Here is a 26,037-nt window from a genome sequence, read left to right on the forward strand (position 1 = left end):
CACGCTGTTGAGTTCTCAAGGAACGGTCGCTTCCTTTGTACTCACCCTCTCGGGCTTTCCTCCGGGCTTCCCTTCGGTGTTTCCGACTCTATCAGATCTTTTCTCGATCCGATTTCCTCGGCGCTTTCCAGGTTTCCGCTCTCGCGGTTTCCTTTCCGGCGGTTCCGACTTTATCAGAAGCTTTTGGCCCGTCTAACCGGCCGCTCATTTCTGAGTAGTAAGTCGGGGTGCTTCTCAGGGTCACATTCGCGACGCCTCGGGAAGCAGATAGATTCTGAACGATCAGCCCTGAACTTGTCCAGCTCTAGGCAACTCATTGAATCTACCTCCCCACGCCACCCGTGTCAACGGGTCTTGCGGGCGAAGAGGAGACTAGCAGCTCACAGGCCCCGGACGCACATCAGGCGGCCGTTGGGAGGGTCGTGCTGCGTTCGGTCGCGTCGAGGTCACCCGTCTCACCGGCACGTACCGCGCGACCGCCGAGGACGTAGACGTACGCCAGGAAGGCTGCCTCGGCCGCGACCCCGATGCCGATGCGGGCCCAGGTGGGGAGGCCGGACGGGGTGACGAAGCCTTCGATGGCGCCGGAGACGAACAGGACCAGGGCCAGGCCTATCGCCATGCCCACGGCGGCCCTGCCCTCCTCGGCGAGAGCGGTACGGCGGCTTCGGGGGCCCGGGTCGATGACGGTCCAGCCCAGGCGGAGGCCGGTGCCCGCGGCGACGAAGACCGCGGTCAGTTCGAGCAGGCCGTGCGGGAGGATCAGGCCGAGGAAAGTATCGAGGCGGCCGGCGGAGGACATCAGGCCGATGCCGACGCCCAGGTTGAGCATGTTCTCGAAGAGGATCCAGAGCACGGGCAGACCCAGAAAGACGCCCAGGACCAGGCACATCGCGGCGGCCCGGGCGTTGTTCGTCCACACCTGGGCGGCGAAGGAGGCGGCGGGGTGGCTCGAGTAGTAGGTCTCGTACTCGCCGCCGGGGCGGGTCAGCTCGCGCAGCTGGCTGGGGGCCGCGATGGTGGACTGCACCTCCGGGTGGGTGCCTATCCACCAGCCCAGGAGGATCGCGATGGCGGTGGAGATGAGCGCGGTGGGCACCCACCAGTGGCGCGCGCGGTAGACCGCGGCGGGGAATCCCTGACCCAGGAAGCGCGTGACGTCGCGCCATGAGGCGCGGCGAGTTCCGGTGACGGCGCTGCGCGCGCGTGCCACGAGCTGGCTGAGCCGTCCCGTCAGCTGTGGATCGGGAGCGCTGGACTGGATGAGGGACAGGTGGGTGGCGGTGCGCTGGTAGAGGGCGACGAGTTCGTCGGCCTCGGCGCCGTTGAGGCGGCGCTGGCGGCGGAGCAGGGCGTCGAGGCGGTCCCATTCGGCTCGGTGTGCGGAGACGAAGACGTCCAGGTCCATCGGGTCTGCCTGCTCCTTGGCTGGTCGTCCACTGCTCTTGGTGGGGGGCTCGTGATGCTGTCAGCTTGTCCTGCGGCGCGATGCGCCCTCAGCTTGGCAGACTTGCGCTTCACGGGGCAGGCCAGGGGAAGGACGGCGGGCATGAGTGAGCTGGTGACCGGCGAGGCGGTGGCGCTGGAACTGCGCCCGGCCAAGCTGCCGAGCAGGGCGTTGGCGGTGTTGCTCGACCTGGTCGTGGCGGTGCTCGTGTACATGGGCGTGACCTTCGCGCTGGTGGCCGCGACTTCGTCGTTGGACGAGGCGGCCCAGCTCGCGGTGTCGATCGCGGCCTTCATGTTGGTGCTGGTCGGCGGTCCGATCGCGGTGGAGACGCTCAGTCATGGGCGCTCGCTCGGGAAGCTGGCGTTCGGGCTGCGGGTGGTGCGGGACGACGGTGGGCCCATCCGGTTCCGGCACGCGCTGGTGCGGGGCTCGATCGGTGTGGTCGAGATCCTGATGACGTTCGGGATCGTGGCCTGCATCGCCTCTCTGGTGTCGGCGCGGGGCCGGCGGCTCGGGGACGTCTTCGCGGGCACCCTGGTCGTACGCGAGCGGATTCCCGTGGGACGGGCCGGCCTCGTGCCTCCGCCTCCGCCGGGGCTCGCGGGGCGGTTCGCCGAGCTGGACCTGTCGGCCGTACCGGATGGGCTGTGGCTCGCCGTCCGGCAGTACCTGACGCGGATGCAGCAGCTCGATCCTCAGGTTTCCTGGGACATGGGTCAGCGGCTCGCTGCCGATCTCGCGGCTCGTACGGGGGCTCCGGCGCCGCAGGGCGTGCACCCGGCCGCCTTCCTGGCGGCTGTGGTCCATGAGCGGCAGGCTCGCGAGGCGCGGCAGGCCTTCGGGGGTCCTGGGCCCGTGGTGGCCGGCGGTGCGCCCGCCGGCTTCGGGCCCGGCGTGCCCGGTGGTGCTGTGCCCGGTGGCTATCCGCCGCCGGTGCCTCAGGCGCCCGTGGCGAACGGGTATCGGCAGCAGGCGCCGGTCTGGCCGCAGAATCCTGGTCAGCCCGGCCCGGCCCAGGCACCGGGATGGCCGCAGCCTCAGGCTCCGGTCGTGCCGCCCGCGTCGGCGCAGCGGGACGAGTCGCCGTCCGATCGACCGGCCAAGGGTTCCGGTTCCACCGGGTTCGCTCCGCCGGCGTAGCAGGCGGCGTCCGCCGGCAAGCGCCGCCGGTTCGGGCGGCGTCGGCTCAGTCGAATCTCGACGGCGGTGACTGGAGGTCTTCCAGCTCGATTCCGGGCGCGGACAGGACCACGTCCCCGGCGATGTGCACGGTGTGCTGTTCGCCCGTGTCCAGGGCTGTGACCTGGTATTCGTCCACGGTCAGGGGGCCGCTGTCAGTGGCGTGTGCTTCGCTGTTCACCAAGGCCCAGGACTGGTCCACGGTGCGTGGGGCGAGGACCGGGTCCGTGAAGGCCACGAGGCGTACGCGGGTGGCGGCGGACGAGGGGGTGAGGCGCAGCAGACGGGCGGTGGCGACGAGGAACGCGGGGGACGTGCCGGTGAAGGCGTGGGCGCGCACATTGCCTTCGGTGGCATGAGTTCCGGTGGGGTCGGTGCGGACCCAGGTGACGCCGTCGAGGGCAGCGCCGCGTACCTGCCAGCCTCCCGCGTGGAGTTCGAGGCGGATGGGGCGGCCGAGGTCGTCCAGGGCGAGGTCGACCGAGCCGCTGTGGTCTCCCGCGGGGGTGGTCAGCTGGGAGACGTAGCGCCAGCCGGACGGGCCGGGGGCGCACTGGAAGTGTTCTTCCGCGAGGAGGGTGTGATCGTGCGGATCGTGGAGCGAATAGCGGCCGCGGGGCATGGGGGTCCTGGGGCTTGACGGGCGGGTCCGGCCTGAGGCCAAAGGGGCAGGCCCCCGGCACGGGGGTGCGGGGGCCTGCCTCGGAGGAACTGGCTGCGGACCTACGACTCAGTAGCGGTAGTGGTCCGACTTGTAGGGGCCGTCGACCTCCACGCCGATGTACGCGGCCTGCTCGGGGCGCAGCTTGGTGAGCTTGACGCCGAGCGCGTCCAGGTGGAGGCGGGCGACCTTCTCGTCGAGGTGCTTGGGCAGCGTGTAGACGCCGGTCGGGTACTCGTCGGGCTTGGTGAACAGCTCGATCTGGGCCAGGGTCTGGTCCGCGAAGGAGTTGGACATCACGAACGACGGGTGACCGGTGGCGTTGCCCAGGTTCAGCAGGCGGCCCTCGGACAGCACGATGATCACCTTGCCGTCGGGGAAGGTCCAGGTGTGGACCTGCGGCTTGACCTCGTCCTTGACGATGCCGGGGACCTTGGCGAGGCCGGCCATGTCGATCTCGTTGTCGAAGTGGCCGATGTTGCCGACGATGGCCTGGTGCTTCATCTTGGCCATGTCCGAGGCCATGATGATGTCCTTGTTGCCGGTCGTGGTGATGAAGATGTCGGCCTTGTCGATGACCTCGTCGAGGGTCGTGACCTGGTAGCCGTCCATCGCCGCCTGCAGGGCGCAGATCGGGTCGATCTCGGTGACGATCACCCGGGCGCCCTGGCCGCGCAGGGACTCCGCGCAGCCCTTGCCGACGTCGCCGTAGCCGCAGACGACGGCGGTCTTGCCGCCGATCAGGACGTCGGTGGCGCGGTTGATGCCGTCGACCAGGGAGTGGCGGCAGCCGTACTTGTTGTCGAACTTCGACTTGGTGACGGCGTCGTTGACGTTGATCGCCGGGAAGAGGAGGACGCCGTCGCGCTGCATCTCGTACAGGCGGTGGACGCCGGTGGTGGTCTCCTCGGTGACGCCGCGGATCTCGGAGGCCAGCTGGGTCCACTTCTGCGAACCGTCCGTGATGGTGCGGTGCAGGAGTTCGAGGATGACGCGGTGTTCGTCGGACTCGGCGGTGTCGACGGACGGGACCTTGCCGTCCTTCTCGTACTCGACGCCCTTGTGGACGAGGAGGGTGGCGTCACCGCCGTCGTCCAGGATCATGTTCGGGCCGCCGGTGGGGCTGTCCGGCCAGGTCAGCGCCTGCTCGGTGCACCACCAGTACTCCTCCAGCGTCTCGCCCTTCCAGGCGAAGACCGGGATGCCCTGCGGGTTGTCGGGCGTGCCGTTCGGGCCGACGGCGATGGCGGCGGCCGCGTGGTCCTGGGTGGAGAAGATGTTGCAGGACGCCCAGCGGACCTGCGCGCCCAGGGCGACGAGGGTCTCGATGAGCACGGCGGTCTGCACGGTCATGTGCAGGGAGCCGGTGACACGGGCGCCGGCGAGGGGCTGCGCCTCGGCGTACTCCTTGCGGATCGCCATGAGGCCCGGCATCTCGTGCTCGGCGAGGGTGATCTCCTTGCGGCCGAACTCGGCCAGGGAGAGGTCGGCGACCTTGAAGTCCTGTCGGTTGTCGACAGTCGTCATTGCGAGCTGCTCCTCGGGGTTGGGGCGAGGTGGGTAGGGCTGGTCTGCGCGGCGGCGGACACAGGGGTGCCCGAGTAGGGGCACAGGCATGCCCACGTACGCGCAGCGCAGTCCGTCGGAGGCCCTCTCTCCCTCGGTCGGTCCGCAGGGGGACCGCCCGACCGCCATCAGCAGCGACGTCTGGCTCCGTCCCAAGCTACACCGGAGGTCCGGGTCGTCCCCAGTCCGCATGCGAACAGTTCAGGCCGTTCTGGGGGCGTATCCGGAGGTCAGAGCCGGGTTTCACGGCCGAGGAAGAGTTACCGCGCGGCGAGTGCGCTTGCGGTACCGCCCCTCAGTGACCGACCGGGTGCGGGGTCGGGCCGCCCGGGGTCGCCTTCGGGTCCGGGCCCTTGGCGGCCTCGGCCTCGCTGTAGATGTCCGGCTCCAGGTAGATGACCCGGGCGATGGGGACGGCGGCGCGGATGCGGTCCTCAGCTGCGTTGATGGCGGTCGCGATCTCGGCGGCCGTGTCGTCGTGCTGGACGGCGATCTTGGCGGCGATCAGCAGCTCCTCGGGGCCGAGGTGGAGCGTGCGCATGTGGATGACGCCGGTGACGGTGTCGCCGTCGACGATCGCGGCCTCGATCTTCTTGACCTCGTCGATGCCCGCGGCCTCGCCGAGCAGCAGCGACTTCGTCTCGGCGGCCAGGACCAGGGCGATCAGGACGAGCAGGACGCCGATGCAGACGGTGCCGATGCCGTCCCAGACGCCGTCGCCGGTCAGCAGGGCGAGGCCGACGCCGCCGAGGGCGAGGACCAGACCGATGAGCGCGCCGAAGTCCTCGAGCAGGACCACCGGCAGCTCGGGCGCCTTGGCGCGGCGGATGAACTGCGACCAGGAGAGCTTGCCCCGCAGCTCGTTCGACTCCTTGATGGCCGTACGGAACGAGAAGCCCTCGGCGATGATCGCGAACACGAGGACGCCCACCGGCCAGTACCAGCGCTCGATCTCGTGCGGGTGCAGGATCTTCTCGTAGCCCTCGTAGATGGCGAACATGCCGCCCACGGAGAACAGGACGATCGAGACGAGGAAAGCGTAGATGTACCGCTCGCGGCCGTAGCCGAAGGGGTGCTCTGGGGTCGCCTCTCGCTGGGCCTTCTTGCCGCCGATCAGGAGCAGGAACTGGTTCCCCGAGTCGGCGAGCGAGTGGACGCCCTCGGCGAGCATCGACGAGGAGCCACTGAACGCGAACGCCACGAACTTCGATGCCGCGATCGCGAGGTTGGCGCCGAGTGCCGCCACGATCGCCCTGGTACCGCCTGACGCGCTCATGTGTCCGCGTTGTCCCTTCGCCCTCGTCCGTCCACGCCGTCCGGGCGTGCGCCCGGCTTTGCCCGTGCTTTGCCGGTGGGCCATTCTTGCAGCCCGCGCGGGCGGCGACGCCTCAGGTATCCACAGCTCCGGTCATACGATCACAGTGGCGCGGAAGACCGTGCCCGCGCCGGACACCTCGGCCTTCTCGCCGGCGGGGACGAAGACCGACTGGCCGGGGGCGAGTTCGTGTTCGCCCGCCCGGACGGAACCGGCCGTGCACAGCAGGATCTGCGGGGTGTGCAGGGTGAGGTCGTGGGTGGTGCCGCCCTCGGGGAGCACGTACCGGGAGAGCCGGAACTCGTCGATCGGCGTCTCGTAGACCTCCTCGCCGTCCGGGGAGGCCTCGGGACGCAGCACGCCCGGGTCGCCGGCCTCGAAGCGGACGACGCGCAGCAGTTCGGGGACGTCGACGTGCTTGGGGGTCAGGCCGCAGCGCAGGACGTTGTCGGAGGTGGCCATGATCTCGACGCCGAGGCCGTTGAGGTAGGCGTGCGGGATTCCGGCGCCTAGGAACAGTGCCTCGCCGGGCTGCAGGCGGACGTGGTTGAGCAGCATCGCCGCGATGACGCCGGGGTCGCCCGGGTAGTGGTGGGCAAGGTCGGCGTAGGGCGCGTAGTCGCCGCCGAGACGGGTGCAGGCGGCGGTGGCCTCGGCGACCGTGTGGGCCATCTCCTCCGGGTCGGCGCTGAGGACCGCCGTGAGGACCTCGCGCAGGGCCGCGTCCTCCGGGTGGGCGTGCAGCAGGTCGACGTACGGTTTGAGGGAGTCGACGCCGAGACCGGCGAGCAGGTCGGCCGTCTGGACCGGGTCACGGAAGCCGCACAGGCCGTCGAACTCGGTGAGCGCGCAGATCATTTCCGGCTTGTGGTTGGCGTCCCTGTAGTTGCGGTGCGGGGCGTCGACGGGGACGCCGCGCCGCTCCTCGTCGGCGTAGCCCTCCTTGGCCTGTGCCAGGTCGGGGTGCACCTGGAGGGAGAGGGGGGCTCCGGCGGCGAGGATCTTGAGCAGGAAGGGCAGGTGGGGACCGAACTTGGCGACAGCCTCCGCTCCCAGTTCCTTTTCCGGGTCGGCGTCGATGACCTCGACGAGCGTCCCGCGCGCGGTGCGCGAGGGAGCCCCCGGGTGCGCTCCCATCCACATCTCCGCCTGCGGTTCGCCGGTCGGCTCCACGCCGAGCAGGTGCGGGATGGCGGTGGGGGAACCCCAGGCGTAGGGGCGGACGGTGTTGTCGAGGCGGTCCATGTGGTTTCTCTGTCTCCGTTACGTACGCTGCTCGGCCGGCGCCGTCGCCGCTCGCGCACCGGTGGTGGGTGCGGGCCGGACGACCTGGAGCAAGGTCAGGCCCTGGAAGCGAGCGCCAGGTAAACGGCGGCGAAATCCGTGATGGCGATCAGTTCCGCGAGGGTCTCCAGATCGCCGCCCTCCTCCGGTTCCAGCTCACTGATCGGCGTGTCGTGGCTGAGGGCCAGGTCACGGGCGCCAGGAGCGGCGGTGAGGCCGCCGATGGGGCGGTCGCGGAGCAGCACCACGCGCGCGTGCAGCGCGGGCGTCTCCTCCACGCGGTCGCGGAAGAAGTCCTCGGGGTCGGCGCTGGCCGCGAGGGGACCGGCCAGCAGGGCGCTGTGCGCGGCGAGTGCCTCGGGCAGCTCGGCGACCAGGGCGGGGCGGCCGGCCAGCTCGGCGAGGGCGGCGGAGAAGCGGCGGCCCGCGGGCCCGGCCGAGCTGCCCTCCGTCCAGACGACGGGCAGCGCGTCGGCCAGCTCGGCGGCCAGGGTCTTGGCCGGGTTGCTGTAGGTCGCGATGGCCGGGCCGCAGCGTTCGGCGATGTGGTCCAGGCGGTCGGCGACCTTCTCCAGGGCGTCCGGCCCTGCGGTGAGCAGGCCGATGCGGTCGAGGAGGGCCAGCAGCGGGGTGAGCAGCGCCCAGAAGACGCCCGAGGAGGACGCGGCGAGGGGTTCTTCCTGGTCGTACGGCGACGTCGCCATCGGTACGAACAGGCCGTGCGCGCCGGCCATCGCCTCGGCGAGCGGGGTGCCGGAGGGGGCCACGGCGACGACCGAGGAGCCGCGGCGGTAGGCCTGCTCGACGAGCATGGAGAGGCTGGGTTCGGTGCCGTCCGGGGTCGCGATCAGCAGCAGGTCCACGGAGCCGGCCCAGCCCGGGAGGTCCCAGCGCAGGGCGCCCGCAGCCGGAGCGACGCCGGTCGGGGCCAATCGGGTGACGGGGCTGCCGGGGCCGGCGAGGCTGCTGATGAAGTCGGCCGTGTGGGTGGCGGCTGCTCCCGGGCCCGCGATCAGGACGGCGCGGGGCCGGCCGTCGGGCTTGAGGTCGCCGACGCCGGCCTCGATGGCGTGCCGGGCCGCGGTGCGGACGCGGGCGCCGGCCTCCGCCGCGCCCCGGAGGAGGCCTCGGTGGTCGGCCTCGGCGAGGCCCTCCGGGGCGTCGAGCAGCGATTCGTCGAGCATGGGCGGCAGCCTCCGATCGCCGGGGGTCCTGTGCGGGGGTCGAGCGCGGGGGTGGGCGCCTCGCCGTCGCGGGGCGGTGGGCCTCTTACGCGGGGCGGCGGGCCTCGTCGACGAGCAGGACCGGGATGCCGTCGCGGACGGGGTACGCCAGGCCGCAGTCCTGACCGGTGCAGATCAGCTCGGTGTCCTGCTCCTTGAGGGGGGCGTGGCACGCCGGGCAGGCGAGGATCTCCAGAAGGCCGGCTTCGAGCGGCATGGGGTTTCCCTTCGGGGGTGACGGCTTTGCTGATGTGCGGTCAGCGTACCGCTGGTGGGTGGGTTGAGCTGGGCTTGCGTGCCGCCCAGGGGGCTCTGCCCCCTGGGCTCCCGGTTTTTTCCCGCCCGCCCACCTGTCTCGGTCGGCCGAGAAGCACGGCGGAGCGGGTTTCGTGGGTCAGGCCCTGATGATCGCCAGCGCCTCGTCCCGGATCTTGGTCATCGTCGCCTCGTCCTTCGCCTCCGCGTTCAGCCGGAGGAGGGGTTCCGTGTTGGACGGGCGGACGTTGAACCACCAGTCGGCGGCGGAGACCGTGAGGCCGTCAAGGTCGTCGAGGGTGATGCCGGGGCGGCCCTCGTAGGCGGCGCGGATCGCGCCAAGGCGGGCGGTCTGGTCGGCGACCGTGGAGTTGATCTCGCCGGAGCCCGCGTAACGGTCGTACTGGGCGACGAGGGCGGACAGGGGGCCGTCCTGGCCGCCGAGGGCCGCGAGGACGTGCAGGGCCGCCAGCATGCCCGTGTCGGCGTTCCAGAAGTCCTTGAAGTAGTAGTGGGCGGAGTGCTCGCCGCCGAAGATCGCGCCGGAGCGGGCCATCTCGGCCTTGATGAAGGAGTGACCGACGCGGGTGCGGGCCGGGGTGCCGCCGTTCTCCTTCACGACCTCCGGGACCGTGCGGGAGGTGATCAGGTTGTGGATGACCGTGCCCTTGCCGCCGTTGCGGGCCAGCTCGCGGGCGGCGACCAGCGCGGTGATCGCCGACGGGGAGACCGGGGCGCCGTTCTCGTCCACGACGAAGCAGCGGTCGGCGTCGCCGTCGAAGGCGATGCCCAGGTCGGCGCCTTCCTCCGGGACCCGCTTCTGCAGGTCCACGATGTTGGCCGGGTCGAGCGGGTTGGCCTCGTGGTTCGGGAAGGTGCCGTCCAGTTCGAAGTACATCGGGACGAGGGTCAGGGGCAGGCCGGCGAAGACCGTGGGGACCGTGTGGCCGCCCATGCCGTTGCCGGCGTCGACCACGACCTTCAGGGGGCGGATGGAGGTCAGGTCGACGAGGGAGCGGAGGTGCGCCGCGTAATCCTCCAACGTCTCGCGCGTGGTGAGGGTTCCCGGCTCGGCGACCGGCGCGGGGGCGCCCGACTCCAGCCAGCGCTCGGCCAGTTCACGGATCTGCGCGAGGCCCGTGTCCTGGCCGACGGGGGCGGCGCCCGCGCGGCACATCTTGATCCCGTTGTACTGCGCCGGGTTGTGGGAGGCCGTGAACATCGCGCCCGGGAGATTCAGCGCGCCGGAGGCGTAGTACAGCTGGTCCGTGGAGCACAGGCCGATCTCCGTGACGTCCACGCCGCGGTCCGCCGCGCCGCGCGCGAAGGCGCGGGACAGGGCGGGGGACGAGGGGCGCATGTCGTGGCCGACGACGATCGCCGCCGCACCCGTCACCTCGGCGAAGGCGGCGCCGAAGAGGCCGGCCAGCGACTCGTCCCACTGGTCCGGGACCACTCCGCGTACGTCGTACGCCTTCACGATCTGCGACAGATCAGCAGCCACGGCCAACCCTCCTGAAAGTCCTATGGGTGCCCACAAACTACCCGTCGGGGGCAAGGGGTGGGTGTGCGGACACCAAGTGGACCCTGTGGCGCCTCCGAGCCGTAACGCGGGGCGGGGTGTGGCGTGGGAGGCGCCTGAGGGCCGACTGCCGTTGGGCGGGGCTCAGTTGTCCGGGGAACGCAGGACGCGCAGGTGGCCGCGGCGGGCGACCTCCATGGGGTCCGCGGTACGCCCTCCGCCGCCCGCCTGGGCCGCGCGCTCCTGAGGGCGGGCCGCCTCGCGCACGGCGTTGGCGAGCGCTTCGAGATCGTCGCCGCTGGGCCGGGCGGGAGCGGAGCCGTCGAGGAGGCGGACGACCTCCCAGCCGCGGGGGGCGGTGAGGCGCTCGGAGTGCTCGGCGCACAGGTCGTAGCAGTGTGGTTCGGCGTAGGTGGCGAGCGGGCCGAGGACCGCGGTCGAGTCGGCGTAGACGTACGTCAGCGTCGCGACGGCGGGTCGGCCGCAGGCGGTTCGCGAACAGCGACGTACAGGGCTCACGACGTTGGACGGTACCGCACTCTTGAGCGGGCCGCGACGACTCTCCACCAGGTCACTCCACCGTGTCGTGCTGTGAGACGCCCCACACACCCCTCCGAACACGCCCTTCTGACCTGCGGGGACGGGCCTGTTGGAGGTGCTGGTCGGGAATCCGTCCGGTCATGAGTCGGTACAAACAACGTCAATTGCCTTGAGTTCGGCGGTCTTGGAGGGTTACGGAAACGAGCCAGACCTTGGCTGGAATGGTCATCCTGCGACACGGGGGTGTCGGTGGCCGGTTGCGGTGCGGTCGGGGGCAGGTTGCCGCGTGGGCGCCGGGCGGGGGGAGCGTACGGGGACTACGCTTCACCAGTGATGGACAACCGTGTACCGCCCCGCGCCACCGGCCCCGGACCCCGTCGACGTGATCGACACGGGCGGGGCATGAGGGGGCCCGTCGCGCCGCCCCAGGTGCCGCTGGCGGCCAGCCGTGCCGAGGTGTTCGCCGACCTGGTGCAGGACTCCGTGGAGCGTCTTGAGCGGCGGTGGCCGCAGCTGGCCGAGATCGACTTCCTGGTGCTCGAAGTGCCTCGGCTGGAGGGGCGGAGCACCGAGGTGTGGAGCGACGAGGCTGTGCCGTTGGGCGGGATCATTCCCGCGCGGGACGGTCGGCGGGCTCGGGTCGTGGTGTACCGGCGGCCGGTGGAGATCCGGACCAAGGGGCGGGACGAGCGGGCCGCGCTGGTGCACGAGGTGGTTGTGGAGCAGGTGGCCGAGCTGTTGGGGCTGACCCCCGAGACTGTCGATCCTCGGTACGGGGAGGACTAGCCGGGTTTTCCGGTTGCCCGGTGCAGCGGCCGGCCGGGGCTGGTTTCGCCCCGGCCCCGCTCCTGGCCGACTACTTCTGCAGTACCGACAAGTCTTCGTCCGCCTCCGGTACCGCCACCAGACCGCGGTCACTTGGGAGGGTTTGGATGGTGAAGCCCGGGATGCCGGACTCTGTGGCCGAGAGGGTTCGGGCGGCGTAGACGGGGGCGTCGGAGGTGGATTCCACCGTGAGGGCGTACGTGCCCTTCAGCCCTGAGGGGACCGGGGCCGAAATGTCCTGGGTGGTGCCGGACTTGATCGTGTAGGTCTTCGTCGCCTGGGTGCCGCCCTCGCTGCCCGCCGAGGCGGTGACCTTGACCGTGACCGTCGCGGTGGGGGCGGTCAGGGAGAGGGTCGAGGACTTGCCGCTGTTGTCGGCCGACGTCGCGCGCGTGCCGACGGGGGCCGTGGCCGGGATGAACGCCGTCTCCTGCTTGGTTCCCTTGCCGCGGATCACGCGCAGTGCCGCCACGACCGGGACCGACCGGTCCGTGGGTGTCAGGACCAGGGAGCCCGCCTCGCCGCGGGTGACGTCGCCGAGATCGGCCGCGGTGGTCATGCCGGACTTGACGTGCAGGGTCTCGTTTCCGGCCGGGGTGATCAGGCCGTCGGGGGAGGCCAGGCGGACCTTCAGGTCCGCGTCGGCGTCGCCGGGTGTGAAGGCGATCAGGCGGACGTCGGTGGCGTCCTTCGGGATGCCGGGCAGGACCAGGCTGCCGGCCGGGTCGGCGGCCGCGGCCAGCCAGTCGCCGCCCACCTTGTCGTCCAGGGCCTGCACGGCCGCGCCGACCCGGCCGCTGCGCACGTTGACGTGCACCGTCAGGTCGGTCTGCTGCTCGTCGGTGAGGGTGGACAGAAGGATGGGCTTGTTCGAGTGCGGGGGGATCGTGAAGCCGTCCGGCACCGTGGACTTGATCGCGCCGTCCTTGCCGTACAGCTCGATGTCGACGACGGCGGCGGAGTCGTCCGGGTTGGTGAGGTGCACGTAGTCGGTGCGGTCGGTGGACGTGCTGGCGCCCGGGAACCAGAACTCGCTGTCCGGGGCGGTGCAGTTGACGCCCTGGAGGCCACGACCGGTGCCCGCGGCGACCTCGGTGGTCTCCTGGACGGTCCAGCCCGGCGCGAACTTCCCGTCGGCGGTGCCGACCAGCGCGGGCGCGTCGGCGCCGGAGGTGTCACCGGTGACCGGGGTGCCGGGTTCCTTCGGGGTGAGGACCGGCTTCTCGGCCTTCTTCTTGGTGCCCTTGCCGGTCTTGGTGTCACTCGTGCCGTCCGCCGACTGCTCGGCGGCCGCCTGGAGTTCGGCCTTGCCGCCGCTCGCCGCGCCCTTGGTGACGGGCGTGAACGACGTGTACGACGTGTCGGCGATGTCGGAGAGGCTGGGCGCGGGGCACACCAGGCCGGCACGCTCCACGGGCAGTTCGGCGGCCGCCTTGGCGGGGCTCGCACCGGACGCGGACGGTGTGTCGAGCGCGGCGAAGGCGGTGACGGCGGCCAGTGCGGTCGTGCCGGCGATCAGGGACAGGGTCGTGCGGTTCACTGCTGGCTCCCGTCGGGGCGCTCGCTGCCGGTGCCGTAGGGGTGCTGGGCCTGGTCGTAGCCCTGCTGGTACGCCGTCGGGTCGTACGGCTGCTGCCCGTCCGTACCGCCGTAGGCGTAGGGGTCGTACTGGCCGTTCTGGTAGGGGTCGGGCTGGTACGTCTGCTGGTCGTAGCCGCCTGCCGGGTACTGGCCCGCTCCCTGGTACTGGTCGGTGCCGTAGCCGGTGTACTCGGTGCCTTGGTAGGACGCGGCGTCCCAGTCGGCGTACTGCTGCTGGTGCGGGACGGCGGCCGGGACCTCCTCCGGGACGGGAGGCACACCGGGCTGTTCCTGGTCGGCCGCTTCCTCGGCCTGGGCGCGCAGGCGGCGGGCGCGGCGGCCCTCGCCCGCGGTGGCCTGGGCGGGCAGCGGCTGCTCCTCGGGGAGGTCGTCGTCGATGTCACGGCGGCGGCCGGGCAGGGCGAGGACGACGAGGACGACGGCGAGCGCGCCCTGGGTCCACAGCCAGGCGGTGTGGGTGACCGGGGCGTCGTAGGTGACGTCGAGTCTGCCGCCGGTGGAGGGCAGCTGGAAGCCCTGGGCCCAGCCGTCGACCGTGGTGCGGGTGAGCGGCCTGCCGTCCAGGGTGGCCGTCCAGCCGTCGGACGCGGCGTCGGCCAGGCGCAGGACGCGACTGTCCGAGCCCGAGGGAACGGTGGTGTGGATCTCCACCGGCCCGGCGGCAACGGACTGGGCGGCGCCGGAGCCGCCCGCGGACACGATGGTGGCGCGGGAGACCTGCTGGTCGACCCGCCACAGGGCGCTGCCGTTCTGCTGGCTGAGCCTGCTCAGGCCGTGCGTGGCGTCCAGGACGCGGGTGATCTCGCGGGGTGCGCCCTTGTGGACGAGGACGTAGCGGACCGCGAAGCCGCCGAGCTGGCCGGCCTGGTCGGCGCCGGAGCCGGCGACGAGGTTGGCGACGACCTTGTCGAGCCCCGCGTTCTCGCCGTCGGCGGCGGCGAGTTCGGCGTCTCCCAGGCGGGCGCCGGAGCCGCGGACGAGGGTGTAGCGCACGCGCGCGGTGGAGTCGCTGTCGAGGATCAGGGTGCGGGCCTGGTCGGCGGTGGTGGCGTCCTCGGCGACGAACGCGGGGACCTGCACCGGGTCGCGGCGCTCCAGCGGGCCGTCGGCGCCGCGGATCATCCAGCCGGCGGCGACGAGCAGCGGGCCCGCGGCCGAGGCGAAGGCGATGAGGGCGGCGACCGGCTGGCGCCAGCCGAAGCTCTGCTCGGCCACGCGCGCGCGTGCTCCGTCGGCGCCGAGCGCGGCGGCGGCCAGCAGGGCGATGCCGTAGACGAGGGTGGCGGGTCCGGCCCAGGTGGAGTGGTTGGACAAGGCGGCGAAGACGAGGCCGGCCAGGGCGACCGCCCAGGCGGTCCGGATGCCCAACTGGCGTTCGGAGCGCAGGAGTGCGGCCAGGGCGGCGAGGACGATGCCGATGAGCATCAGGCCGTGGACGGTGCCGGGGCCGCCCGGGCTCGCGCCGAGCAGGTCGAGCGCGGTGGCGGACGAGGAGCCGTACTCCAGGCCCGCTTCCTTGAAGAAGCCGGTCGGGAGCAGGGTGAGCGACCAGGGGGCGAGGACCAGCAGCGGGGTGCCGAGCTGGGCGACGAAGCGCAGGCCGTGGGCGACGAGGTCGCCGCGGCGCAGGACCAGCACGGCGAGGCCGAGGATCAGGGCGATGGGCCAGACGATCGGCGTGAACGCGGTGGTGACGGTCAGCAGCAGCGCGTACGCCCAGGTGGCGCGCCAACTGCCGCGCGCGCCGGAGGCATGGGCGAGGCCGCTCGCGGCGATGCCCGCGCGCGCGATGAGCGGCAGCAGCACGGCGAGGACGGCGGTGCCGATGCGGCCGCCGGCCAGGGCGCCGGTGGTGGCGGGCAGGAAGGCGTAGGCGATGGCCGCCCAGGCGCGCAGCAGGCGGGAGGTGACGAGGGGCCGGGAGGCGAAGTAGGCGGTGCAGCCGGCCAGCGGCACCGAGCAGACCAGCAGGACGGTGACCGCGAGTCCGGTGGAGCCGAACAGGACCGACGCGAGCGCCGCCACGACGGCGAGGTAGGGCGGTGCGGACGGGGTGCCGCCGGCGCCGACCGGGTGCCAGCTGTCCGCGAAGCGGGACCAGAGGTCGCCGGCGTCGGCCGGGGCAGGCAGCAGGGCGCCGCCCGCGAGCGCGCCGCCACCCAGCAGGGCGCGGCAGGCGGCGAGGGAGACGAGGAGCAGGGCCAGGAAGAGCACCGGGCCGGGCTTGCGGGCGATCCGCTTGAGCCGGGCGAACTGCTCGATCTCCAGGAAGTCGGCGTCGTCGCCGCCGGGACCCGACTCCACGGCGCCACCGTGCCGGCCGGCCGAGGTGGTGTCGGTGTCGGAGCCGCCGGAGAAGTTGCCGGCGATCTGTTCCACGGTGGCGCGGACGGTGGCGCCGGGCGGCGGGAAGAGCTGGCGCAGTTCGCCCTTGTCGATCTGCGAGCGCCCGCGGCGGCGCCGTCCGGCGAGGATCCGCTCGGGCCGCAGCAGGGTGCCGAGCAGGCCGCGGATCTCGTCGACGGCCTGTCCCGGGACCTTGCCGACGAGATAGGCGACGGTCCGCAGGACGGTGCCGAGGAGGAGCCGCAGCAGCACCCAGGGCAGCGCGGCGGCACGGGTGTTGACGAGGAGGGTGTAGACGGCGCCGGCCTTGTCGACCTTGTGCGGGGAGGCGGCGGTGCGGCCCACGCAGTCGACGGTACGGCGCTCGCGGGAGGCCGCCTCGGCGTGCCGTACGACCGCATCCGGGGCGATGAGGACGCGGTGGCCGGCCCGGTGGGCGCGCCAGCACAGGTCGACGTCGTCGCGCATCAGGGGCAGCCGGCGGTCGAATCCGCCGAGCTGCTCGAAGACGTCGCGGCGGATGAGCATGCCGGCGGTGGATACGGACAGCACGGTGCGGACGTGGTCGTGCTGGCCCTGATCCTGTTCGCGGCGGTCCAGGCCGGTCCAGCGGCGGCCGGAGTTGGCGATGGAGACGCCGACCTCCAGCAGTTGCCTGCGGTCGTACCAGCCGCGCAGCTTGGGGCCGACGACCGCCACGTCGTCACGGCCCAGTTCGACTTCGTTCTCGACGACGCGGAGCAGCTGGGCGAGGGCGTCGGGTTCGGGTGCGCAGTCGTCGTGCAGCAGCCACAGCCACTGGACGGGCTCGCCGTGCGGCAGTTCGGGCATGTCGTAGGCGTCGTCGCGCCAGGAGCGGGTGACCGGGTCCCAGCCGCTGGGGCGCTTGAGGTACGGCAGCTCGTCCGGGGTGAGGACGGGGACGGTGCGGCACGCCTCCTCGACGGCCTGGCCGAAGCCGGTGCGCCGGGCGAGGTGCAGCACGCGGTCGTCGCCGAGGGCCTCGGTGACCAGCTGGGCGGAGTCGTCCGCGCTGCCGGTGTCGGCCGCCACCGCGTACTGGACGGGGCGCTCCTGGCCGAGCAGCCCGGCGAGCGCGTCGGGCAGCCAGCGGGCGCCGTCGTGGGAGACGAGGACCGCGGTCACCACATGACGCGGAAACTCGGGCGGGCGGGCCGGGTCAAATGCTGCAGTGGCTGCCTGCTCTTGGGCTGCCGTATGACTGTGCACGGACATCGAGGTACGGGCCCCGGTTCGATGGACTGCGGTGGACGCCTGTGCCCACGGGGGGCAGCGGGGAGTCTCGGACGAGCGACCACACTATCGGCTGGCCATGACGACGGCCCGCCGCCTGTGGATAACCCACCGGCAACGGGCCGTTCGCGTAGTTTGTGTGTGTTCGTGCCTTCAGACGGCGGCCTTCTTCAGGCGGCGGCGCTCACGCTCGGACAGACCGCCCCAGATGCCGAAGCGCTCGTCGTTGGCGAGGGCGTACTCGAGGCATTCGGAGCGCACCTCGCAGGCGAGGCAGACCTTCTTCGCCTCTCTGGTGGAGCCGCCCTTCTCGGGGAAGAAGGACTCGGGGTCGGTCTGGGCGCAGAGCGCGCGCTCCTGCCAGCCGAGTTCCTCGTCCGCGTCGTCGACCAGCAGTTGCTGCACCAGCTCGGTCATGTGCGCCCCTCGTCTGTCTTTCGCGTCCCCGTGTGTAGCCGCTACCGATTTCGGCTGAACGACACGAGTGAAATTACAAGTGTGCTGCTCCGGGCGAGTCAAGCCGAGATCTGCTATTGAGCCCGTTATTCACTCTGCGGAACCAAGGCCGTGCGGAAAGTGTTCAAATCGGCATAAACCTTGCCACGCGAGTGAGGCCCAGAGGGGCGGCGGACCCCGTACGGACCTCTGTACGAAGAAGGACGCCCCCGCGTTCGATCGCGTTCCGCGAGGCTTGAGCGCTCGGTTGTGCGCCATGTGTCCTGGGGGCCAGGTGAACAAACCTTTCACCTGACAGATGAACCGGATGAGGTGAACCATGTCCCACATTCCGGGCGCCGAGTTGACAGTGCGGGTGTGAACCGCTGTCCTAGGGGGCATGCTCGCGAACTTGGCACTCGCCTCGACCCGCACCGCCGGGTCCTTCGGTGCTGCCCAGGTCCGCTGTAGCTGTTGTTGCTGTCCCAGCTGTTGAGCCAGACGCGCTCCGGCTGTCGCCGAGTCCTGTGACCCGGCCGTTTTCTCCTTCGCAGAACCCCCAGTTCAGGGCACCCACTCTTCCGCTCTTCCGCCGAGGAATCACAGCATCCCTATGAACAGCGACAGCGACCTCCAGATCGCCGGCGACATCCTCGAAGTCCCGCACCTGCTCCAGCCGCCGCGCGAGCACCCGGCCACCGTCGCCGAGTTCGTGGGCCTCGCCCGCGAGATCGCCGCCGACCGCTCCCAGTGGGCGCACCTCGTCCGCTACGACGCCACCACCCGCTGGTACCACCGGCTGCGCACGGGCCCCGGCTACGAGGTGTGGCTGCTGTCCTGGGTGCCCGGGCAGGGCAGCGGGCTGCACGACCACGGCCGCTCCTCCGGTGTCCTCACCGTTCTGGAGGGCACGCTGACCGAGCGGACCGAGCGGACCACGCGCGCGCTGACGCCCGGCGCGCAGCGGGTGTTCGCGCCCGGGTACGTGCACGAGGTGGTGAACGACGCGCTGGAGCCGGCGGTGAGCCTGCATGTCTACTACCCGGGCCTGACCGAGATGCCGATGCGCACGGCCCAGCACTGCAAGGCGCGCACCGAGCCGCGCCCGGTGACGGCCTGAGCGGTCGACGCCTGGCCGGTTGACCACCTCACGCGTTGTCGTACCCGCCTGCCAGACTTGTCCCACCCGCCGCCCGACCACCACCCCTCAACGAGTCAGCCTGGCGGCTGACACACTGTTTCAATGCGCATTGTGGTTCTGGCAGGCGGCATCGGTGGTGCCCGGTTCCTGCGCGGTCTGAAGCAGGCCGCGCCGAACGCGGACATCACGGTGATCGGCAACACCGGTGACGACATCCACCTCTTCGGGCTGAAGGTCTGCCCCGACCTCGACACGGTGATGTACACGCTGGGCGGCGGCATCAACGAGGAGCAGGGCTGGGGGCGGGCCGACGAGACCTTCCACCTCAAGGAGGAACTGGCGGCCTACGGCGTCGGCCCGGACTGGTTCGGGCTCGGCGACCGGGATTTCGCCACGCACATCGTGCGGACCCAGATGCTGGGCGCCGGCTATCCGCTGAGCGCGGTCACCGAGGCGCTGTGCGACCGCTGGAAGCCGGGCGTGCGGCTGATCCCGATGACCGACGACCGCGTGGAGACGCACGTGGCGGTCGAGACGGACGGCGAGCGCAAGGCGATCCACTTCCAGGAGTACTGGGTACGGCTGCGCGCCTCGGTCCCGGCCGAGGCGGTCGTGCCGGTCGGCGCCGAGCAGGCCAAGCCCGCGCCCGGTGTCCTGGAGGCCGTCGCCGAGGCGGACGTCATCCTCTTCCCGCCGTCCAACCCGGTCGTGTCCATCGGCACGATCCTCGCCGTGCCCGGCATCCGGGAGGCGATCGCGAACGCGGGCGTGCCGGTGGTGGGCCTCTCCCCCATCGTCGGTGACGCACCCGTGCGCGGGATGGCCGACAAGGTGCTCGCCGCGGTCGGCGTGGAGTCCACGGCGGCGGCGGTCGCCGAGCACTACGGCTCCGGGCTGCTGGACGGCTGGCTGGTCGACACCGTCGACGCGGGCGCGGTCGAGCGGGTCGAGGCGGACGGGATCCGCTGCAGGGCCGTACCGCTGATGATGACCGACCTGGACGCGACCGCGCAGATGGCGCGGGAGGCGCTGGCGCTCGCCGAGGAGGTGCGGGGAGCGTGAGCGAGGAGCGTGCGGAGTACCGGGTCTGGGCCCTGCCCGGCATCCCCGAGGTGCAGCAGGGCGACGATCTCGCCAAGCTGATCGCCGCGACCGAGCCCGGCCTGGTCGACGGAGACGTGCTGCTCGTGACGTCCAAGATCGTGTCCAAGGCCGAGGGGCGGATCGTCGAGGCGGCCGACCGGGAGGCCGCGATCGACGCCGAGACCGTGCGGGTGGTGGCCCGGCGCGGCACGCTGCGCATCGTCGAGAACCGGCAGGGCCTGGTCATGGCCGCCGCCGGGGTCGACGCCTCCAACACCCCTGCCGGGACCGTGCTGTTGCTGCCCGAGGACCCGGACGCCTCCGCGCGCGCGATCCGCGACGGGCTGCGCGACACCCTCGGCGTCAACGTCGGGGTGGTCGTCACCGACACCTTCGGGCGGCCCTGGCGCTCGGGGCTCACGGACGTCGCGATCGGCGCCGCCGGGGTGCGTGTGCTGGACGATCTGCGCGGGGGCACGGACGCGTACGGCAATCCGCTCAGCGCCACCGTCGTCGCCACCGCGGACGAACTGGCCGCCGCCGGTGACCTGGTCAAGGGCAAGGCGGCGGGACGACCGGTCGCCGTGGTGCGCGGGCTGGCCCACGCCGTGGCCGACGAGCACGGCGAGGGGGCGCGGGCGCTGGTGCGTACCGCGCAGGACGACATGTTCCGGCTCGGCACGTCCGAGGCCGTGCGGGAAGCGGTGGCCCAGCGCCGCACCGTGCGGGCCTTCACCGACGCCCCCGTGGACCCGGGTGCGGTCCGGCGTGCGGTGGCCGCGGCGGTGACCGCGCCCGCGCCGCACCACACCACACCCTGGCGGTTCGTGCTGCTGGAGTCGGAGGAATCGCGGGTACGGCTGCTCGACGCGATGCGCGACGCGTGGATCGCGGATCTGCGCCGGGACGGCAAGAGCGAGGAGTCCATCGCCAAGCGGGTCCGGCGTGGGGACGTACTGCGGCACGCGCCGTATCTGGCCGTGCCCTGCCTCGTCATGGACGGCTCGCACACCTACGGGGACCCGCGGCGGGACGGCGCCGAGCGGGAGATGTTCGTGGTCGCGGCCGGCGCGGGCGTGCAGAACTTCCTGGTGGCGCTGGCCGGGGAGCGGCTGGGGTCGGCGTGGGTGTCCTCGACGATGTTCTGCCGGGACGTGGTGCGCGAGGTGCTGGGGCTGCCTGCCGACTGGGATCCGATGGGGGCGGTGGCGATCGGGAATCCGGCCGAGGAGCCGAGGCCGCGGCCCGAGCGGGACGCGGGGGCGTTCATCGAGGTGCGTTGAGGAGCCCGTAGGACCGCGCGCTCTCGCCTAGTCTCGTAGGGCGGCGGCCTCGGCGGCGCCGACACCCGCAGGACTCTCAGGACTCTCAGGACACCTAGGACTCGGACTCGTAGGACTCATTCGTGGCAGGACGATTCGCTCCGCGGCCCACGCGCACGACCGTGCGCGGTGGAGAGGTCGCCGTGCCCGCCGGGGTGCCCCGGCAGGGTGCGGGGGCCGCTGCGCGGGTGCGGAGCTGGGTGCCGGACGGGCCGCTCGATCTCGGGCTGGTGCTGGGGCCGCTGCGCCGCGGGCCGGCCGATCCGACGTTCCGGGCAACGCGGGACGGGTCCGTGTGGCGGGCCTGCCGGACGCCCGCCGGGCCCGGGACGCTGCGGGTGTACGTCCACGGCGGTGAGGTGCGCGCGCAGGCGTGGGGGCCGGGTGCCGAGTGGCTGCTGGAGCAGGTGCCGGAGCTGCTCGGTGCCGCCGATGATCCGGACGCGTTCGTGCCGCGGCACCGGGTCGTGGCGCTGGCGCGGCATCGGCGGCCGGGGCTGCGGCTGACGCGGACCGGGCTGGTGCTGGAGTCGTTGATTCCGTCGGTGCTGGAGCAGAAGGTCACGACCGATGAGGCGTATCGGGCGTGGCGGTTGCTGGTGCGGAGGTTCGGGGAGCGGGCGCCCGGGCCCGCGGGGGTGAGCGAGCGGCCGATGTGGGTCATGCCGGCGCCTCGGACCTGGGCGCTGATTCCCTCCTGGGAGTGGCATCGGGCCGGGGTCGACGACAAGCGGGCCTCGACGATTCTGCGGGCCGTGCGGGTTGCTGCGCGGCTGGAGCAGGCGGTGGGGATGTCGGCGGGTGAGGCTCAGGCGCGGTTGGAGGTTGTGCCGGGGATCGGGCCTTGGACGTCGGCGGAGGTTGTGCAGCGCAGTCATGGGGCGGCGGATGCGGTGACGGTCGGGGACCTGCATCTGCCGGGGATCGTGGGGTGGGCGTTGGCCGGGGATCGGGATGCCGACGACGCGGAGATGCTGCGCTTGCTTGAGCCGTATGCCGGGCAGCGGCACCGGGCGGCTCGGTTGATCCTGCTGAGCGGGCAGGTGCCTGCGCGACGGGCGCCGAAGATGCCTCGGGTGGACATCGGTTTGCTGTAAGGCGCCCTGCGCTACAGCCGGCCGGGGGTGGGTCCGCTCACCGGCGCTGGCCGGGTGCCGCTGCGCCCACCCTCCCCCAAGCTCTCGGCTTCGCTCGAGCAGGGGGGACCCCCATCGCCCCAGCGGCACGACTGCCCGCAGCTACGCAGGTTTTTAGGGGCGCGGGGAACTGCGCGATCAGCCCCCACCGGCCCGCAGGCGAACGACGGTCCGAAGGGGGCCCGCAGGCTACTGATCCGAAGAAAAGCGGAGCGCCCCCGCTGGGATGTGGGCGTCGCACCACACGCGTACTCCCTCGCGGAGTTCGTTGTCGGGGCCGACCACCGCGCCGTCGCCGATGACCGTGCCGGTGAGGACGGAGCGTTCGCCGACTCGGGCCCGGGTGCCGATGAGGGAGTCGGTGATGACGGCGCCGGGTTCGATGACGGCGCCGGGGAGGATCGTCGAGCCGAAGACCCGCGCGCCCTGCGCCACGAACGCGCCCTCGCCGACCACCGTGCCGCCCGTCAGCTTCGCGTCCGGGGCGACCGTGGCCGTGGGCAGGATCAGACGGTCGCCGCAGCGGCCGGGGACGGCGGGGGAAGGGGCCCGGCCGAGGACGAGGTCCGCCGAGCCGCGGACGAAGGCGGCGGGGGTGCCGAGGTCGAGCCAGTACGTGGAGTCGACCATGCCCTGGAGGTGGGCCCCGGCGGAGAGGAGGTCCGGGAAGGTCTCGCGTTCCACCGACACCGGGCGGCCCGCCGGGATCGTGTCGATGACCGAGCGGCGGAAGACGTACGCCCCCGCGTTGATCTGGTCGGTGACGATCTCCTCCGGTGTCTGCGGCTTCTCCAGGAAGGCGAGGACGCGGCCGGTGTCGTCGGTGGGGACCAGGCCGTAGGCGCGCGGGTCCGTCACCTTGGTGAGGTGCAGGGAGACGTCCGCGCCCGTCGACGCGTGGGTGTGCACGAGCCGCCTGATGTCCAGGCCCGTCAGGATGTCGCCGTTGAAGATGAGCACCGGGTCGTCGGGGCCGGAGTGCAGACGTGGGGCCACGTTGCGGATGGCGCCGCCCGTGCCGAGGGGCTCCTCCTCGGTGACGTACTCGATGTGCAGCCCGAGGGAGGTGCCGTCGCCGAAGTAGGGCTCGAAGACCTCGGCGAGATAGCTCGTAGCGAGCACGATGTGCTCCACGCCCGCCGCTCTCGCCCGCGCCAGCTGGTGCGTGAGGAACGGTACCCCGGCCGCCGGGACCATGGGCTTCGGCGTGTGCACCGTGAGCGGACGCAGCCGGGTGCCTTTGCCGCCGACCAGGAGGATCGCTTCTGTCACCTGTCGTCTCTGCTTCCTGCCGGGACCGGCCGAACTACTCGTTTCGGCCGGCCAGTGTATGCAGACGTGCGACGGTGCCCTCGTTGGCCGCGCGGTGTCCCGCGAGATCGGCGTCCGGTTTCCCCCGACCGACCCCCGCCGTCCGCGAGCCTCCCCCACCCGTCCCGATGGCCGGAGATCACGTTCAGTCGTACGTTCTTCCCCTTTGGGTAGAGATTGCCACCGCCCGACGTCAGATATGTCTTTCCGCTGGGATTGGCCCCGAAGAGCCCGAGCTTCGTAGTAGCGGTGGATACCGCGGATGACGGAGGGGGTCCGGGAGCAGGTGACGGGCCGGCCCCGGCGTACTCTTGCGCGGGTGAATGCCACCGATCGCACCCCTGCCGACCTGCTGCGTTCCGCGCTCGCCGCGGATCCCGGCCGCCCGCTGGTGACCTTCTACGACGACGCCACGGGCGAACGCGTCGAACTGTCCGTCGCCACCTTCGCCAACTGGGTGGCCAAGACCGCGAATCTCCTTCAGGGCGACCTGTCCGCCGGACCCGGCGACCGGGTCGCCCTGCTGCTGCCCGCGCACTGGCAGACGGCCGTGTGGCTGCTCGCCTGTGCGTCGGTGGGGGCGGTGGCGGATGTGGCCGGGGACCCGGCCGCCGCCGACGTCGTCGTCAGCGGGCCGGACTCCCTGGACGCGGCGCGGGCGTGCCGCGGGGAGCGGGTCGCTCTCGCGCTGCGGCCGCTGGGCGGGCGGTTCCCGCAGGCGCCGGACGGCTTCGCCGACTATGCCGTGGAGGTGCCGAGCCAGGGGGATCGGTTCGTGCCGTTCGCGCCCGTGGATCCCGAGGAGGCGGCGCTGATCGTCGCGGGGGCCGAGTTCAGTGGCGGCGAGGTGGTCGAGCGGGCCCTGGCGGATGCGGCTTCGCTGGAGCTGACGGGGCCCGGGTCCCGGGTGTTGTCCGGGTTGTCGTACGACACGTGGGAGGGGTTGAGCGCGGGGCTGTACGCGCCGTTGGCTTCCGGTGGGTCCGTGGTGCTGTGCAGGAATGTCGACCGGCTGGATGAGGAAGCTCTCGCCAAGCGGGTCGAGAGCGAGAGGGTGACCGTGTTGCGCCGCTGAGAGGGGCGGGGGCGGTCATCGGGCCGGCCCTCACCCAGATGGAGTAGCAAAGGGCGGCTCCCGCCCCGCTCCCCCGCCATCGTCGTAAGAGCAGAGGCATGACGCTCGCACGCCATGAGGGGACCCGCACCGTGAACGACAGCGTTCGTCGGGGGCTCGGGGCCTCGGCCGCCGGGGACGGGCTCCTGCGGCGGCGCCGGCGGCGGTGGGTCTCAGGGGCGGCGCTGGCGGTGGGCGTGGTCGTCGTGGCGGCGGCCGGGGCGGGGTGGGCCGTGTACGCCAAGCTCAGCGCCAACATCACCCCGGATGACGCGGCCGCGGCGGAACTCGCCCGGTACGAGCGGGAGCGGCCCACCGCGCTGGTGCGGGGCGCGCAGAACATCCTGCTGATCGGGTCGGACACCCGGGCCGGGGACGGGAACGGGCAGTACGGGCGGGACCTGGGCAGCGAGCGGTCCGACACCACGATCCTGCTGCATCTGGCCTCCGACCGGCGCAGCGCCACCGCCGTCTCGCTGCCCCGGGACCTGATGGTGGACATCCCCGGCTGCCGGCGGGCGGACGGCAGCCGCAGCGATCCGGTGTTCGCGATGTTCAACGACGCCTTCCAGGTGGGCGGTTCGGCGTGCACCATCCGTACCGTCGAGAAGCTGACGGACATTCGGGTCGACCATCACATGGTGGTCGACTTCAGCGGGTTCAAGGAGATGGTCGACGCCGTCGACGGGGTCCAGGTGTGCCTGAAGGAGCCCATCGACGACAAGGCGGCCAAGCTGAAGCTCCCCGCGGGCCGGGTGACCCTCGACGGGGAGCAGGCGCTCGGGTACGTGCGGGCCCGCAAGTCGATCGGCGACGGCAGCGACACCGAACGGATGGAGCGGCAGCAGCGGTTCCTGGGCGCGCTCGTCAACAAGGTGCAGAGCAACGACGTCCTGCTGAACCCCGTGAAGCTGTATCCGGTGCTGGACGCGGCCACTTCCTCGCTCACCACGGATCCGGAACTGGCAAGTCTGCGCGGTTTGTACCAGTTGGTCCGCGGGCTGCGGGACATCCCCGCGGAACATGTGCAGTTCCTGACGGTTCCGCGCGAGTCGTACGTCTACGACGCCAATCGTGACCAACTCGTGGAGCCGGAGGCCGAGAGGCTGTTCGCGCGGCTGCGGGCGGACGAGCCGGTGGCGGTGACGCGGTCGGATTCTCAGGAAGTTCTCACGCAGACCCCCGGGGCGAGTCCGGGGAACGACCCCTCCGCCGCTCCGACGTTCCGTGGGAACACAGCGGCCGAGCACACCTGCGAGTGAGGCGCGCACCAAGACGACGAACTTCAGTTCAGAAATATGAGGGGGATTGCCCAGTTGTAGGAAGGTGGAATTTGTCACCGGCGTCGCTTGACGCTGAACTGGGCGGATAGTGTGAGCGATCCGGTGCACCCGGCCACGAGGTCCGTCCTGGGGTCGCGCACTGATTCACCGAGACCCGAGCGCCTTTGAGGGGGAAGGCGCCGCGTGGCCC

General features: G+C 71.9%; 21 protein-coding genes. 8 read left to right on the forward strand and 13 right to left on the reverse strand.

What is annotated here, in order from left to right; translation table 11 throughout:
* Positions 1-400: 400 nt before the first annotated feature.
* Positions 401-1,408, reverse strand: coding sequence for a stage II sporulation protein M (locus ACFYZZ_RS15540; RefSeq protein ID WP_389175789.1), 1,008 nt, complete (start codon positions 1,406-1,408; stop codon positions 401-403).
* A 141-nt stretch (positions 1,409-1,549) separates the two neighbouring features.
* Between ACFYZZ_RS15540 and ACFYZZ_RS15545 the strand changes: the two genes are divergently transcribed.
* Positions 1,550-2,590 (forward strand): RDD family protein, encoded by a 1,041-nt coding sequence (locus ACFYZZ_RS15545; RefSeq protein ID WP_389175791.1) that lies wholly within the window; start codon positions 1,550-1,552, stop codon positions 2,588-2,590.
* 46 nt (positions 2,591-2,636) lie between these two features.
* Here ACFYZZ_RS15545 and ACFYZZ_RS15550 read toward each other — a convergent pair whose 3' ends face one another.
* The 8 genes from ACFYZZ_RS15550 to ACFYZZ_RS15585 all read right to left on the reverse strand — a co-directional run bounded on the left by ACFYZZ_RS15550 (position 2,637) and on the right by ACFYZZ_RS15585 (position 11,022).
* Positions 2,637-3,251, reverse strand: coding sequence for a hypothetical protein (locus tag ACFYZZ_RS15550; RefSeq protein ID WP_389175793.1), 615 nt, complete (start codon positions 3,249-3,251; stop codon positions 2,637-2,639).
* Positions 3,252-3,359: 108 nt separating this feature from the next.
* Positions 3,360-4,817, reverse strand: a complete 1,458-nt coding sequence (gene ahcY, locus ACFYZZ_RS15555; RefSeq protein ID WP_389175795.1) for an adenosylhomocysteinase — start codon at positions 4,815-4,817, stop codon at positions 3,360-3,362.
* Positions 4,818-5,151: 334 nt separating this feature from the next.
* On the reverse strand, positions 5,152-6,132 hold the full coding sequence (locus tag ACFYZZ_RS15560) for a cation diffusion facilitator family transporter (protein ID WP_389175796.1): 981 nt from the start codon (positions 6,130-6,132) through the stop codon (positions 5,152-5,154).
* 132 nt (positions 6,133-6,264) lie between these two features.
* A complete protein-coding gene (gene manA, locus ACFYZZ_RS15565; RefSeq protein ID WP_389175798.1) occupies positions 6,265-7,416 on the reverse strand; it encodes a mannose-6-phosphate isomerase, class I in 1,152 nt (383 codons plus the stop codon).
* A gap of 95 nt (positions 7,417-7,511) precedes the next feature.
* Positions 7,512-8,639 carry an SIS domain-containing protein gene (locus tag ACFYZZ_RS15570; RefSeq protein WP_389175800.1) on the reverse strand — a complete coding sequence of 376 codons (1,128 nt, stop codon included), beginning with the start codon at positions 8,637-8,639 and terminating at the stop codon, positions 7,512-7,514.
* Between the two features lie 85 nt (positions 8,640-8,724).
* Positions 8,725-8,895: a Trm112 family protein gene (locus ACFYZZ_RS15575; RefSeq protein WP_007382472.1), complete on the reverse strand. Its 171-nt coding sequence runs from the start codon at positions 8,893-8,895 to the stop codon at positions 8,725-8,727.
* 177 nt (positions 8,896-9,072) lie between these two features.
* The gene (locus ACFYZZ_RS15580) at positions 9,073-10,437 is read right to left on the reverse strand and encodes a phosphomannomutase/phosphoglucomutase (RefSeq protein ID WP_389175802.1); all 1,365 of its coding nucleotides are present in this window, start codon (positions 10,435-10,437) and stop codon (positions 9,073-9,075) included.
* Positions 10,438-10,599: 162 nt separating this feature from the next.
* A complete protein-coding gene (locus tag ACFYZZ_RS15585; protein WP_351812215.1) occupies positions 10,600-11,022 on the reverse strand; it encodes a DUF3499 domain-containing protein in 423 nt (140 codons plus the stop codon).
* 306 nt (positions 11,023-11,328) lie between these two features.
* On the opposite strand from ACFYZZ_RS15585, the gene ACFYZZ_RS15590 reads away from it, so the two are divergent.
* Positions 11,329-11,781, forward strand: a complete 453-nt coding sequence (locus ACFYZZ_RS15590; RefSeq protein ID WP_386581493.1) for a metallopeptidase family protein — start codon at positions 11,329-11,331, stop codon at positions 11,779-11,781.
* Positions 11,782-11,851: 70 nt separating this feature from the next.
* On the opposite strand, the gene ACFYZZ_RS15595 is transcribed toward ACFYZZ_RS15590, so the two are convergent.
* From ACFYZZ_RS15595 to ACFYZZ_RS15605, 3 genes are all read right to left on the reverse strand, one after another.
* Positions 11,852-13,360 carry a DUF5719 family protein gene (locus ACFYZZ_RS15595; RefSeq protein ID WP_389175804.1) on the reverse strand — a complete coding sequence of 503 codons (1,509 nt, stop codon included), beginning with the start codon at positions 13,358-13,360 and terminating at the stop codon, positions 11,852-11,854.
* A complete protein-coding gene (locus ACFYZZ_RS15600; RefSeq protein ID WP_389175806.1) occupies positions 13,357-17,004 on the reverse strand; it encodes a glycosyltransferase in 3,648 nt (1,215 codons plus the stop codon). The genes ACFYZZ_RS15595 and ACFYZZ_RS15600 overlap by 4 nt, the downstream gene beginning before the upstream one ends.
* A gap of 171 nt (positions 17,005-17,175) precedes the next feature.
* Positions 17,176-17,439 carry a WhiB family transcriptional regulator gene (locus tag ACFYZZ_RS15605; RefSeq protein WP_003975777.1) on the reverse strand — a complete coding sequence of 88 codons (264 nt, stop codon included), beginning with the start codon at positions 17,437-17,439 and terminating at the stop codon, positions 17,176-17,178.
* 631 nt (positions 17,440-18,070) lie between these two features.
* Between ACFYZZ_RS15605 and ACFYZZ_RS15610 the strand changes: the two genes are divergently transcribed.
* From ACFYZZ_RS15610 to ACFYZZ_RS15625, 4 genes are all read left to right on the forward strand, one after another.
* Positions 18,071-18,577 (forward strand): cysteine dioxygenase, encoded by a 507-nt coding sequence (locus ACFYZZ_RS15610; protein ID WP_389175808.1) that lies wholly within the window; start codon positions 18,071-18,073, stop codon positions 18,575-18,577.
* A 123-nt stretch (positions 18,578-18,700) separates the two neighbouring features.
* Positions 18,701-19,660: a 2-phospho-L-lactate transferase gene (cofD, locus tag ACFYZZ_RS15615; protein ID WP_389175810.1), complete on the forward strand. Its 960-nt coding sequence runs from the start codon at positions 18,701-18,703 to the stop codon at positions 19,658-19,660.
* Positions 19,657-20,964, forward strand: a complete 1,308-nt coding sequence (locus ACFYZZ_RS15620) for a coenzyme F420-0:L-glutamate ligase (RefSeq protein WP_389175812.1) — start codon at positions 19,657-19,659, stop codon at positions 20,962-20,964. Before cofD ends, ACFYZZ_RS15620 begins: the two co-directional genes overlap by 4 nt.
* 122 nt (positions 20,965-21,086) lie before the next feature.
* The gene (locus ACFYZZ_RS15625) at positions 21,087-22,100 is read left to right on the forward strand and encodes a DNA-3-methyladenine glycosylase family protein (protein WP_389175814.1); all 1,014 of its coding nucleotides are present in this window, start codon (positions 21,087-21,089) and stop codon (positions 22,098-22,100) included.
* A 228-nt stretch (positions 22,101-22,328) separates the two neighbouring features.
* Here the strand turns inward: ACFYZZ_RS15625 and ACFYZZ_RS15630 are convergent, their stop codons facing one another.
* Entirely contained in the window at positions 22,329-23,411 is a 1,083-nt protein-coding gene (locus tag ACFYZZ_RS15630) for a sugar phosphate nucleotidyltransferase (protein ID WP_389175816.1), read from the reverse strand.
* A gap of 358 nt (positions 23,412-23,769) precedes the next feature.
* Between ACFYZZ_RS15630 and ACFYZZ_RS15635 the strand changes: the two genes are divergently transcribed.
* Together ACFYZZ_RS15635 and ACFYZZ_RS15640 are read left to right on the forward strand one after the other, a co-directional pair.
* A complete protein-coding gene (locus ACFYZZ_RS15635) occupies positions 23,770-24,525 on the forward strand; it encodes a TIGR03089 family protein (RefSeq protein ID WP_389175818.1) in 756 nt (251 codons plus the stop codon).
* Between the two features lie 98 nt (positions 24,526-24,623).
* Positions 24,624-25,826 carry an LCP family protein gene (locus tag ACFYZZ_RS15640; protein ID WP_389175820.1) on the forward strand — a complete coding sequence of 401 codons (1,203 nt, stop codon included), beginning with the start codon at positions 24,624-24,626 and terminating at the stop codon, positions 25,824-25,826.
* Positions 25,827-26,037: the final 211 nt, after the last annotated feature.

Origin of the sequence: Streptomyces sp. NPDC001816, assembly GCF_042892235.1 — a bacterium.
Classification (GTDB): Bacteria; Actinomycetota; Actinomycetes; order Streptomycetales; family Streptomycetaceae; genus Streptomyces.